This window comes from Mycobacterium sp. GA-1841 (assembly GCF_001954135.1).
Classification (GTDB): domain Bacteria; phylum Actinomycetota; class Actinomycetes; order Mycobacteriales; family Mycobacteriaceae; genus Mycobacterium.
The window spans coordinates 235,211-248,177 of record NZ_MBEQ01000024.1 but is presented as its reverse complement, the minus strand read 5'-3'; the positions used below and the strand labels follow the sequence as shown (position 1 = coordinate 248,177).

The following is a 12,967-nucleotide window of genomic DNA, read 5'->3' as shown; positions in this document are numbered from 1 at the left end:
CCGCTACTCGAAGGCTTTCAGCTCGTCCATCGTCGCCGTGACGATGGACGCCAAACCGCCGTCGTGGTTGTCGTGCACCCAGCGGCCGAACGCGACCTTGAACACCGCCATCCCGGTTTCGGCGGCCAAACGTGCGCTCGTCTCGGCGATGCCTTTATGAGCCAGCGCCTCGGTCAGCTCGGTGGACAGCGTGGCCAGCTTGATCAGTTCGCGTTCCTGTAGCGCGGGGTTGGCGTCGATGACGGACTGCCGGCGCCGGGCATGGTCGCGCCGCCCGTCGAACACCGGGGCCAGTGCGGCCAGCGCTGCGGCGATGACATCGAGCGCCGGGATGTCGGCCGGGGCGTCGGCGACGGCGGTCCGCAGGATCTCGGTGAGAATTGCCTGCCCGCCGAACAGCGCCTCGCGTTTGTCGGCGAAGTAACGGAAGTAGGTGCGCTCGGTCAGCCCGGCCCGCTCGGCGATTTCGGCGACCGTCGTCTGGTCGAACCCGCGCTCGAGGTAGAGCTGCAATGCCGCCTCCTGAAGGCGGTCTCTCGCATTGGGCTCCCAGCGGCTCATGAATGGTGATCCTAGGGAATGTCAGTGACTGTCATCGCGTTGTCTTGACGACAGTCACTGACCTCAGGAGGTTCTCATGAAGGTTTTCGTCACCGGCGCGTCAGGTTTCATCGGCACGGCCGTGGTTCGTGACCTCGTCGCGCACGGGCACGACGTGGTCGGCCTGGCTCGCTCCGACGCCGCGGCCGCCGCAATTCGTGCGGCCGGAGCCGACGTCCATCGCGGCGACCTGAACGACCATGACAGCCTGCGGGCGACGGCGTCATCCACCTGGCCTTTCATCACGACTTCGACAACTTCGCGGACGCCGGCGCGCTGGACCGTCGTGCCATCGAGGTTCTCGGCAAGACCCTCGCCGGCTCGGACCGCCCGCTGGTGGTCACCTCCGGCGTGGCCGGGCACAAGCCCGGCCGTGTCCTGACGGAGGACGACGCGTCTCAATCCGGCCTGCCCCGACACTCGGAGCAGGCCGTGCTGGCCTTTGCCGATCAGGGGGTCCGGGCGTCGATCGTGCGACTGTCACCGACGACCCACGGCGACGGTGATCACGGCTTCGTGCCCCGGCTGATCGAGGTCGCCCGCGAGAAAGGGGTCTCGGCCTACATCGGTGACGGCGCCAACCGCTGGCCGGCCGTACATCGTCTCGACGCCGCCCCGCTGTTCCGGCTCGCCTTGGAGCAGGCGCCCACGGGGACAGTTCTGCATGCGGTCGCCGAGGAGGGGATCGCGGGCCGCGACATCGCGACCGCGATCGGCCGCCATCTGAACCTGCCGGTGGACACAGTCCCGGCGGAACAGGCCTTCGAACACTTCGGGTGGATCGGCGGCATGTTCGCGCTCGACGCGCCGACCTCCAGTGCGATGACGCGGGAGCGGTTCGGTTGGCGACCAAGCGAAGTCGGGCTTCTCGAGGACCTTGCCCATGGCCACTATTTCGACTGAGCGCGCCGCTCAGAACACCCGGCGCGGCGACGGCGGTTCCGTCACGATGGCCGGCAGGACGAACGTCTCGATGTAGCGCCGCGCAACGGCTGCATCGTTGCGGACCGGCACGGCCTTCAACAGGAAGCTCAACGACGTCGCGATGATGAACTGAGCCAGATCGTTCGGGTGCACGCCGGACCGGAACCGGGTGTCGTCGTCGGCGATGATGGACTCGATGGTGGCGGTCACCAGCTCGGTCAGGTCCGAGTCCTTGGCGATCAACGACGCGATCGTGCCGTCGGGAGTCTGCTCGGCCATCGTGTTGAGCAGCGGATCGGAGACCAGCTCGGTCGCGACGATGACCAGGCTCTCGACCAACAGCTCGATCGGCCCGGCGCCCTCGGGTAGGCGCGGCATGATCGAGGACATGTGCCGCTGGGTGGTTCGCTGCACCATGGCCGCGATGAGCTCGTCGCGGTTGGCGAATTGACGGTAGATCGCGGCGCGGGAATAGCCGGCCTCGTGGGCGATGACCTCCATGGTCGAGGCCCGGTAGCCGCGGGTGACGAACATGTGCTCGGCGGCGTCCATCAGCATCTCGCGAGCCTGCTCGGCGGTATTGCCGCCGCCCACCGGCCGCCCACGACGGCGGGGTTCTGGTGCTGACAATTGACTGTCCTGCTTCGGCGGCGTGCTGGGGTTTCAGTATGCCGGACGCGTCTGGCCGACCGCATTAATGACACATTCCAACGAATTTGTTCTATTTCCCTGCGGAGGGTGGACGATGCCGGTTAGCGTGCCGACGTGATCAAACCGGGGCGAATTGCAGTGTTGACGACGGGGTGGGGCGTATTGGTGATCGCGCTCTGGATGGGGCTGATGGTCGTCGCGACCCCGATGGCTCATGCCGAGCCCGGCGCCGGCAAGTCGACGAGCCAGTCCGCCAACGACTCCGACAAACCCTCGAACCGACGTGACAAGACCGCCCGCGTCGCCACCCGCAAAGAGAAGCCGCACCGCGCCAAGAGCGACGCCGACACCTCGACGACGGCAGCGACCGCCAAGGCCGATGGTGCGCCGGTGCGTCAGCGCCCGCGTCGGCTGCTGCCCGAGGCGGTGACGGACGTCCTGACGCCACCGGTCCACGTGCGAGAACTGGCCCACGACATCGCCGACCGGACGGCGAAAGTCACGGCCCGCCAGTCAGTCCCACGCACCAAGATCACGCCGCGACGTGACACTCTCGACGTTTCCGTACCTGCGGCCGCCGTGACCGAGCGTCCGATCGAGAAGGCGACACCCCAGACTGCCGACGCAGCCGAGGCCACGCCGATCGCGGAGGCGAGCACGCTCGTCGACCGCGTCATCACGCGACGCCGCGCTCTGGTCACCGACGTCACCGACATCACCGATCGGGTGGTCGATACCACGGCCCCTTCCCCGCGACCGATTGCCCGGATGGCGGCCGCCACCGCCAGTGCCGCAGCGACGGCGCCTTCAGTGCCGATCGTCAATATCGTCGGCTCGTTGGTGTTCAACGTCGTCGGAGCGGCGCTGCAGGTGTTCTCGGGGCCGCCGGTGCTCCCGCCGGGCAGCACCGTCACGGTGCGGTCGTCGACATTGACCATGCCAGGCACCAACCGCGACGTGCGCGCCGACTGGTACTTCCCCGAAGACCCGGACTCGGCGACCGGCGTCATCTACCTGCAGCACGGATTCATGGCGACGGGCCCGATGTACAGCTACACCGCGGCCTACCTGGCCGAGGAGACCAACAGCATCGTGGTCGCCCCCTCCCTGTCGTCAAACCTCTTCGACACAGGCGGCGAATGGATCGGCGGCGAACCGATGCAGCAGTCGGTGGCCGACCTGTTTGCCGGCGATCGTGGCGAACTCACCGCGAGTGCCAGTGCCGCGGCCGGGCACCCCGTGGCGCTGCCGTCGAAAGTCGTTCTGGTCGGCCACTCTCTGGGCGGGATGTTGGTCACGGGCGCTGCCGGCCGCATGGTCGACAACGGCGCCGTCGACGACCTGGCCGGGGTGGTGCTACTGGACGCCGTGGACACCAACGGGGACATGACCGAGGCGCTGGGCAAGCTGAACGGCGCCGATTACCGTCCCGTGCTGGTTATTTCATCCGAGCGCTACGTGTGGAATCTCGACGGCACCGTCGGAGACGAACTGCAGGCGGCCCGGCCCGGACAGTTCAACGGCGTCATGCTGGTCGGGGGACGTCATATCGACGGATTGCAGGGCGCCAACCCGATCCTGCAATTCGCCGAGTACCTGATCGCCGGTTTCTCGCAGCCGCAGAACATCGACGCGGTCAAGACGATCTCTGCCGGGTGGATCAACGACATGTACGACGGCACCCATGACGGCGTCTACGGCGCACCACAACAGCGCATCGACATCCCGACCCCATCCGGCACGGCCACCGCCGTGGTATTGCCGTTCACCTCAACCGATTCGGTGCAGGCGACGCCGTGGGACGGATTGATAGGCCCGATCCTCGATTTCCTGATGCAATTCGCCGTGTATGAACCGTTGGCCGGACGGTCTGTCGCGATCGCCGTCTGATGCGCCCATATCCTGGTGAGGACGCCGAGCCGGGAGGTTGCCGTGGGGGAGAGGCCGCCCGAGGAGTACCCACACGAGTGGGTCGATCGGTACGGACCGCAGGCGCAGGTTCCGTACGTTCCCTATGTTCGGCCGCCCGCCAACCGCTACGACGCGACCGTCGTGGTCATCCGCTGCGTGGCCGGGGCGATCGGTGGCGGTGCCGCGGCGCTGTGGGCGTTCATCGTCTTCATGGTGTTGAGTTCGGCGTTCTCGAGCGACCCGGCGGACGATCCACACGGCTACGGGATCGTGTTCGGCATGGTCGCCTACTTGCCGCTGGGCCTCATCTGGACGTTTGTATTGCCGTTCGTCGCCCCCAAGCGCCGGTGGGGACGGGCCTTCGCCATCTCGATGCTGGCCTTCGCGGTGCTGACCGCGGTGGTGATCTGGGCGCTGAACGTGTCGGGCGCCGGATAGCGCGCTGACCGGGTTCGCTCTGGCGCGCTGATAGAGACATATATCAAGCTCAGCTATGCATTCTGCGGGGGAATTGTTAACCGATCGGTGCATCATCTGTATGTGATTCAGCCCACGGACGATGTACATTGTGATCGCTGTCATAGAAAGGGCGATGCGCAATGTTGAGTGCAGTTGTAGGTGTGCTTCTGCTGGTGCTTGGCGTCGGCGCGGTCGCCGGCGTGGTGACGGCCGTCGTCATGGGCTTGCCCACGCTTGCGATCGTCATCGGCCTCGTCTCCGGCGCCTTCTTCGCCGGCCGGGCGGTCTAAGGCTTCAGCCGCTTGCGCAGGCCGGTCGCACGAACGGCCTGCCGGGCGATTGCCGCACGGATTTCCGCTTCGGATCCCACGACGCGCACCCGGGTCTTGGCCCGGGTTACCGCGGTGTAGAACAGCTCCCGCGTCAGCAACCGAGAGTCCTCGGACGGCAACAGCACGGTGACCTCGTCGGCCTGACTGCCCTGGGACTTGTGGATCGTCATGGCGTGCATGGTCTCCACCTCGGTGAGCCGGCCGGTGGCGAATGACCCCGAGCCGCCCACCGACCCGCCGACGGTCCCACCCACGATGGCGCGCAGCCCGTCCGGGGTGGCCACCGTGACCCCGGTGTCGCCGTTGTAGAGCTTGAGCCCATAGTCGTTGGCGGTCACCAGGATCGGCCGGCCCACGTACCACTGCGCCCACGTCGGCTCCCCGGTCGCCTCGGCCAGCCACCGCTGCACCTGCCGGTTCCACTGCGTGACGCCGTAGGGCCCGTGCCGGTGCGCACACAACAGCCGGTGCTCGTCGAGAATCTCCAGCGCGACCCGGGCATCACCGAGGACCGCCGCCTGACGTAACGCCAGGGCATGCGGCACAAGCACTTCCCGCAACCGCTCGACCGGATCGGTCTGCACCCACTCGACATGCTCACCGCCGGCCGCCAGCACCGCCGTCGCTGCGGCGGCGTCCCCGGCCCGGATCGCCGAGGCCAGCGCACCGATCGACTCACCGAACCGGTGCGAGGTCCGCAGCGCCGCCACTCCACGCGAGCCCAGCCCGTCGACCAGATCGGCCAACACCGCTCCGGCCTCAACCGACGCCAGCTGATCGGGATCGCCCACGAGTAGCAGACGGGTCTGCGGCCGCACCGCCTCGAGCAGTCGGGCCATCATCGTCAACGACACCATCGACGTCTCGTCGACCACGATCACATCGTGGGGCAACCGATTCGCTCGGTGATGCCGAAACCGCGACGACGTGTCCGGCCGCGGCCCCAACAACCGGTGCAACGTGGTCGCCTGCAAACCCGAGATGCGCTCCCGGTCCACCACATCGAGCCGGTCCACCTCCAGTTGCACAGCTTCCTGCAGCCGGGCTGCGGCCTTGCCGGTCGGTGCGGCCAGCGCGATCCGCAACGTCGGGCGCCCGGCCAACGCGGCCTGCTCGGCCAACAACGCCAACAGCCGCGCCACCGTGGTGGTCTTGCCGGTGCCCGGACCACCGGTCAACACCGTCAACCCTTGCGAGAGTGCCACGTTGGCCGCGGCCCGCTGCTCCTCGAACCCGTCCGGGAACAGCCGTGCCACGTCGGGAACCGAGCCGCCGGGTTTGGCACCGATCAAGGCCAGCACGTCATCGCACACCTGCTGCTCCTCCAACCAATACCGGTCGAGGTACAACAGGTCGCCGAACAACCGCAGCACCGGGGGCGTGCCCAGCAGCGGACTGGCGGCCACCGCCGCCAACCAGTCCTCGACGGCCGGCCAGGGTAGGTCCGGCCGCTGCGTCTGAGCGGCCACCGCGCGCAGATCCACACACACCGAACCGCCGCGCAGCGCCCGCACCGCCAGCGCCAGCGCCAACTCGACGCGCGGGTCCGTTTCCTCGGCGAGGGCGCTCAACCGTTGGGCCACCTGCACATCGGCGGGTTCGAGGATCTCGGCGAACGCCTCCAACATCACCGCGCCCCCTTGTCCAGCAGCTCCGACATGGCGATGACCAACGCGGCCGGCGGCTCCCAGCTGAACACCCCGGCCGGGTGTCCGTCGACGACGGGTGTCTCGGGCCCGCACATGCCCCGGACGAACAGGTACAGCACCCCGCCCAGATGCGTCGCTGGGTCGTACCCGGGCAGCCGCCAACTCAGGAACCGGTGCAGCACAACGCTGTACAACAAGGCCTGGAGCGGATAGTCCGAATGCAACATGGCCTCGACCATGCGCTCGCGCCCGTAGTCGGCCGCGGTGAGCGACGTGTCACCGGTGCCGAGCCAGTTGGTCTTGTAGTCGACGATCACGAAGCGTTGCCCGATCCGCAACACCACATCCACCGACCCGGACAGATACCCACGTAACGGCTGACGACTCAGAAGCCCGGTCGACAACCGCTCGGCGTAGACGGCCATCGGATCCGTCGTCGGGAGGTGCTCGTCGAGTAGCGCCCCCACATCGGCCAGCCGCGCGAACTCGCCTCCGCGCAAATCACCGCCGGCCATCGGAAACTCGAAATCCAACTCGCACAGCCGGTCTGGCAGACCGATCTGGCGCAACGTCACCCCCGGCGCCAACGGTCCCAACGGGGTGTCGTGCATGGGAAGCAGCGCGGCGGCCAACTCGTCGGTGCCGACCTCGACCGGCCAACGCGCCGCATGCCGTCCCACCTCGGCCCGGAGCTCGGCTTCCAGATCGGCGGCCAGCGGATCAGCGGTCTCCAGCACGGCATGCACGAGGGAGCCGAACGCCGCGCCGGTCGGCAGCGCCGCCATGGGGGAGGGCACGTCGGTGCCCTGGGCGGGGGCGACGACGACGGCGATGTCGGTCGACTCGTCGTCGAGTTCGGCCACCTCGGGTTCACTGGACACCCCGGCGTTTCCGTCTTCCTCGGCCGCGCGCAGCAGACCAGAGTACGACGTGCGGCGCCACGCGGTGTCGATGGACCGGTGAAAATGGCGGGCCGCCAGATCATCTGGGATCTCCGGGCGGGGGATCGGTGGTATCGCGCCGATCACCGATTCCTCCAGCACCGGACCGCCCACGGCCTCCCAGGCCCGCAGCCGTGCGTGCGCGTCCTCGTCGGAGATCTTGGCCGGTGCACACCGGTCGGGCACCGCGGCCTGGCCGGGGGCACGACCGCGCAGCAGCCGCGACAGGCCGCCGTTCGGTTCGTCGTTCGACGGTGCCCACCACGCCACCACCTGCGACTGGGCCCGCGTCATCGCCACATACGTCAGCCGGCTGTCGTCGGCGGCCGCCTCCGCACGCCCGGCTCGTGTCACTGCCGGATCCGGGCCGCCGACCTGCAGGCAGCGCACCCCCTCGTCGTGAAACAGCACCAGATCAGGTTCGGGCACATAGCGATTGAACGCGAACGGCAGATAGACGATCGGGAACTGCAGCCCCTTGCTCACCCACACCGTCATGATCTGCACCGCGGCCGCGTCACTGTCCAGACGCCGGTTGCGCTCGGCGGCCGCACCGCCCTCGGAACGCTGCGTGCGCAGCCAGTCGCGCAGCGCCGGCAACCCGAACCCCTCGCGGTGCGCGGTGTCGCCGAGCAGCTGGGTCATGTGGGCCAGATCGGTCATCAACCGCTCACCGCCCTGCCAGGACAGCACCCGCTTGCCCATGCCGGCCAGTTGCGCGGCCTCGAAGATCGCCGCCACGCCGCGTTCCCGGGCGTGCCCCGCCCAGGTGCGCAGCGTGTCGGCGACCCGATCGGTGAGTGCATCGCCGCCCGCGGCAAGGGTTTCGGCCGTCTCGCCGAAGAACATCGTGGCCGCCGCGGCCCGCACCAGACCGGGACGGTGCGGCTGATCGAACGCCTCCAGCAGATACAACCAATCCTCGGCGGCCTCGGAGTTGAACACGTCCGAATCGCCGGTGTAGACCGCCGGGATGCCGGCCTCGAGCAGCGCGGCGTGACAGGCTCGGGCGTCCTTATGGGTCTCGACGATCACCGCGATGTCGCGGGCCTGCAGTTTCTCGCCGGCGAAGGTGGCCCCACTGGCCAACAGCGCACCGATGTCGGCGGCCAGGTCCTTGCCGATGTGGTTGCGCAGCTCGGCGATCGGGATCACCTTGGTGCCAGTGCGTTTCCGTGGCACCACGCGCAGCCGGAACGGGTCGTTGTGCGGTGCCCCGACCAGCCGGTGACCCTGGTGATGCGCCTGCACATCGTGCACCACGATGTCGGGGCCGCCGAGCTCGGCGCCGCGCAGCACCGCCTGCAGCCGGTCCACGAGCGCACTGTCACTGCGCCAGTTGGTGCCCAGGGTCTGCTTGTCCCCGGCGGTGGCCGCAGCCCGCAGATAGGTGTCGATATCCCCGCCGCGGAACGCATAGATCGCCTGCTTGGGATCACCGATCAGAATCAGGGTGGACCGCCCGGAGAACGCCCGCTCGATCACCTGCCACTGCACCGGATCCGTGTCCTGGAACTCGTCGACCATCACGATCGGCCAGCGCTGCGCCATCCGGACCCGGGCCGCCGAGCCTTCGTGTTCGAGCGCATCGGCCAGCCGGGTCAGCAGATCGTCATAACCGAGCACACCCCGACGTCGCTTGCGGATCTCCAACTCGGCACACACCGCCCGGGCGAACCCGAGCCGGATCGCCGCCGGTGAATCCGGTTCGGGATCCGCGGGCCGCAGCTCGGTCGCCGGGGTGGCCACCACCACCCGGGCCAGCCGCAGCGCCTCGGCATAGCCCAGCTCCGGAGTGTCCCGCTGGGCGCCGAAGTGAGCCAGATACAGGTCGTCGACGATCTCGCAGACCAACTCGTCAAGACTCTCGACCAGCGTCACCCCCGAATCGCTGTCCCCGGCCACGCCAAGGGATTTCAGGACGATCTGGCAGAACTGATGCGTGGTGGCGATCGTCGCGGCATCGAAACCGGCCAAGGCATCACGCAGCCGCTGACTGCGGGCCTGCCGATCCTCGGCGACCAGGTGCTGCAACAGATCGTTGTCGGCGCGTGACGGGTCGGCCAACGCCGCCAACGCCGCGACGATCTGGGCCCGCACCCGCTCCCGCAGCTCCTGGCTGGCCGCCCGGCCGAACGTGATGAGCAGCATCTGGTCCAGCGTCGCCGCGCCCTCGGCCACCAACCGCGTCACCAGCCCGGCCAGCGCGAAGGTCTTGCCCGTACCCGCACTGGCCTCCAGCACCGTGGTGCTGTTGGTCTGCGGCAGTGCACCGAGCAGATCGAAAACCTTCACTGGGCTTGCCTTTCGGCATGCAGGAGGGGCAGCCACAACCGCTCGGCATACTCACCCAACCCGACCAGCCGGCTCAGCGGCGCCCCGCGACCCCAGGCCCGCACGTGCGCCGGCGCCTCATCTTCGCCGGGGAATCTGCCGCTACGCCAGCGAAATCCGGCCTCGCGCTCCGGGTCGTCACCGGCATGCCGGGCTGCCGCCCACGCATAGGAGGTCTTGACGGGCAGCGGCAGCGGTTCACGGCGGCCGGCGTCGTAGATCGCCACGAGATCGGCCAGCAGCTCGACCGGGTTGTCCGGGGGGCCCAGCCCGGTGACCCGCGGGGTGTCGCCGCGGCGGGGCCGGCCGATACACACTGCCGACCAGTCGCGGTCCGGATACCCGGCGGCCAACGCCAACAATGGGATCCAGGACTGCAACAGGTGTTTGCCGTCGAGCTTGGAATAGGTGACCGACACCAGCCGGTCATCGAACACCGGGGAGACCGTGCCGGTCAGCCGGCGCCCGGCACCCAGATCGATGTCGACGTCAAGGGCGTGCGGGTCCTGGGTCTGGAAGCGCAGCGCCTCGGTGGCCAGCAAGGCACATCGATCACGTAGGGCGATCGCCCGTCGCCAGCCCAACTGCCCCGGCGGCAGTGTGCCGCGGCGCCACTCGGCGTGTTGCGCGTCGGCCGGCGTCATGCCCCGCAGGATGTCGCTCAGCATCCGATCGCCGACCGTCCACTCCTCCAAGGCGTCGATGTCCACCGGCATCACGTCCGAGACGCCGTCGACATCCCACGGCAGGGTGTAGTCGAGGGCCCGGAAGAAGCCCTTCACCGGATCCTTGAAGAACGTGACGAGATCCTCCAGCGCGACGTCGTCCGCCGGTAACGGCGCCAGGGGTTGGTCGAAGAATGCCGGCCGGTCGGCGCGACGGCCGGCGCTGGCCTGCGCGGCGGTGAGCGCGGAAGGATCGAACGTGAACGGCCCCTCGGGCAACAGGGCACCCGGCGTGACGTTGCGAATGTCGAAGGGCTGCAAAGGATGTGTGGTCACCACGTCGACCGGGTGTTCCGCGGTGATTGTCAGGGTGTCGATCAGCTCGGCCAGCGGCACCGCAGGCGGACGGGCCTGTCCGGAGTACTCGTTGGCACCGGTGTAGGTGACGACGAGGGTCTGCGTGGCCGCACCGATGGCGTCGAGCAGCAACTGGCGGTCCTCGGAACGGATGTCACGCTCGCCGGTGCGTGGGTCGCGGGCCAGCGCGTCGTCGCCGTCGACCGCGCCCAACCGGGGGAACACCCCGTCGTCCAGACCTACCAGACACACCACGCGGTGCGGCACCGAACGCATCGGCACCATGGTGCACACGGTCAGCGTGCCGGTGCGGAAGTTGGCTCGCGTCGGCCGACCGGCCAGGTGCCGGTCCAGCAGCGCGCGAACATCACTGAGCCGCAGGGGAGTTGCCGCGGCACCGGCGGCCGCTTCGATCTCGGCGAACTCGCGCTGCACCTGGGCTGCGGGCCACTCCTCATCCGAAAAAGCCAACGCGTCGATCCCGGTACTCAGCGCCGCCAGCCACTCGTGCAAGGGGCGCACCCCACTGAGCTGATCGACGGTGTGGCTGAGTTTGTCGACGAAATCGGCGAACCGGCCGGCCAGCTCGACCCGGTTGCTGCTCACGTCGTCGAGCGGCAGCGTGGTGCCCAACCACGCGTGCGAGTCATCGGACATCGCCACCCCGGCCAACACCCGGTCGAGACCGAAACGCCAGGTGTTGTGCAGGAATTCGACCCCGTACGGACGGCGGTGTTCCGGGTCGAAGCCCCACCGGATGTTGGCTTCCCGCACCCACGCGGTGACGGCCTCCAGATCGTCGTCGGTGAACCCGAACCGGGCCCGCACCGGTGCGGACTCGGCCAGGTTCAGCACCTCACTCGCGGTGGCCCGTCCGCCGGCCAGGGTGAGTACCGACGCGGCCACCGACAGCAGCGGATTGGTCTGCACCAGCGCCCGATCGGCCAGCCGCACCCGCAGCTTGTGCGCCGGGTGCGCACCTCTGATCACATCGCCCAACCCGAAGCCGGCCGTGATCAACGGGGCATATGTCTCGATGTCGGGGCACATCACCAGGATGTCGCGGGGCTCAAGCGTCGGATCGTCGGCAAGCAGGCCCAGCAGCACCTCGCGCAGCACCTCGATCTGCCGCGCCGGGCCGTGGCAGCTGTGCACCTGCACCGAGCGATCCTCCCGCCGATGGACGCGTCCGGCCGGCCGGACCGCGTTGGCGGCGATATCCGACTGCAACCAGCCCAGCAGGGTGTCGGGATAGCTTGGGGTGCTGAGGTATTCGTCGCTGTCCGGAACCGGCAGGGCCCGCTGGAGTTCGCGCAGGTCGCGGCCGAGCGTGGCCAACAGCGGATGCTGCACGTCGCGGTGGCTGGTGTCCTGGCGGCGGGGGATCGCACCGGTGTGCGGGGTCAGGGACTGCCACAGCACGTCGCTGGGATGCGGCAGCCACAGATGCAGATCGTGGTGGGTGGCCAGCGCGGTGAGCAGTTCGATCTCGGTGACCGGCAGGCGGGTGTGCCCGAACAGAGACAGCCGCTCGGGTAGCTCGCTGGGTGAGTCCCTCAGGCGGGCAAGGGCTTTCGCATGCCGTTCGTGCGGGGGTACGGCGTCGACCCGCTCCAGCAGCGCCCGCCACAGCGGGGCCTGCCAGGCCAGGTCCTCGGGCAGACCCTCCCATTCGGCCAGCAGTTGCGGACGTTGCCGCGCATAGGAGGCGAACAAGCCCGCCAACCGTCGGGCCACTGCATAGCGTCGGCCCTGGCGAAGCTCATGCTCGTCACCGATCTCGAAGTGGCCCAGATGTGTGGCGACCGCCTGTAGCCACGGCTGGTCGAGGTTCTCGTCGATCACCGCGAGCAGCGGCCAGGCCATGGCGTCGGCCGACCACGGATCGCCCTCGTCGGTGCCGGTCAGCTCGGCGATCAGCGACCGCGGGTTGCGGAACTCGACCGCCGCGCATACGCCCAGCCGGTTGCTCAGCCGCTGACTCAGCCAGCGCTCCACCCCCTTGGCGGGAACCAGCACCAACTCCTGGGCGAACGGGTCAGCCGGGGATCGGCTCAGCAGATCTGCCAGCCCGTCGGCGAGCAGATCGGTGCGCTCGGCCCGGTGCAGGTGAAATGCCATCGACAGACACGATAGGAGACCGG

At 68.7% G+C, this 12,967-nt stretch carries 8 protein-coding genes and 1 pseudogene; 4 read left to right on the top strand and 5 right to left on the bottom strand.

Annotation, left to right across the window (positions count from 1 at the left end):
* Window positions 1–3: 3 nt before the first annotated feature.
* Window positions 4–561, bottom strand: a complete 558-nt coding sequence (locus tag A5740_RS07500; RefSeq protein ID WP_076192720.1) for a TetR family transcriptional regulator — start codon at window positions 559–561, stop codon at window positions 4–6.
* 76 nt (window positions 562–637) lie between these two features.
* Here A5740_RS07500 and A5740_RS07495 point away from each other — a divergent pair.
* Window positions 638–1,503: pseudogene (locus A5740_RS07495) on the top strand (SDR family oxidoreductase).
* Window positions 1,504–1,512: 9 nt separating this feature from the next.
* Here the strand turns inward: A5740_RS07495 and A5740_RS07490 are convergent.
* Entirely contained in the window at window positions 1,513–2,154 is a 642-nt protein-coding gene (locus A5740_RS07490) for a TetR/AcrR family transcriptional regulator (RefSeq protein WP_076192718.1), read from the bottom strand.
* A gap of 135 nt (window positions 2,155–2,289) precedes the next feature.
* Here A5740_RS07490 and A5740_RS07485 point away from each other — a divergent pair, with 135 nt between their 5' ends.
* From A5740_RS07485 to A5740_RS29300, 3 genes are all read left to right on the top strand, one after another.
* On the top strand, window positions 2,290–4,065 hold the full coding sequence (locus tag A5740_RS07485) for an alpha/beta fold hydrolase (protein ID WP_139334981.1): 1,776 nt from the start codon (window positions 2,290–2,292) through the stop codon (window positions 4,063–4,065).
* Window positions 4,066–4,107: 42 nt separating this feature from the next.
* Complete coding sequence (locus A5740_RS07480) at window positions 4,108–4,524, top strand: hypothetical protein (RefSeq protein WP_083653952.1); 417 nt, start codon at window positions 4,108–4,110, stop codon at window positions 4,522–4,524.
* Window positions 4,525–4,706: 182 nt separating this feature from the next.
* Entirely contained in the window at window positions 4,707–4,835 is a 129-nt protein-coding gene (locus tag A5740_RS29300) for a hypothetical protein (RefSeq protein WP_256386351.1), read from the top strand.
* On the opposite strand, the gene recD is transcribed toward A5740_RS29300, so the two are convergent.
* Genes recD through recC form a run of 3 tightly spaced genes read right to left on the bottom strand, consistent with a single transcriptional unit; the run spans window position 4,832 to window position 12,944 of the window.
* Window positions 4,832–6,505 (bottom strand): exodeoxyribonuclease V subunit alpha, encoded by a 1,674-nt coding sequence (gene recD / locus A5740_RS07475; RefSeq protein ID WP_076192715.1) that lies wholly within the window; start codon window positions 6,503–6,505, stop codon window positions 4,832–4,834. The genes A5740_RS29300 and recD overlap by 4 nt on opposite strands.
* The gene (recB, locus tag A5740_RS07470) at window positions 6,505–9,762 is read right to left on the bottom strand and encodes an exodeoxyribonuclease V subunit beta (protein WP_076192713.1); all 3,258 of its coding nucleotides are present in this window, start codon (window positions 9,760–9,762) and stop codon (window positions 6,505–6,507) included. The genes recD and recB overlap by 1 nt, the downstream gene beginning before the upstream one ends.
* On the bottom strand, window positions 9,759–12,944 hold the full coding sequence (gene recC, locus A5740_RS07465) for an exodeoxyribonuclease V subunit gamma (RefSeq protein WP_076192711.1): 3,186 nt from the start codon (window positions 12,942–12,944) through the stop codon (window positions 9,759–9,761). The genes recB and recC overlap by 4 nt, the downstream gene beginning before the upstream one ends.
* Window positions 12,945–12,967 lie beyond the last annotated feature (23 nt).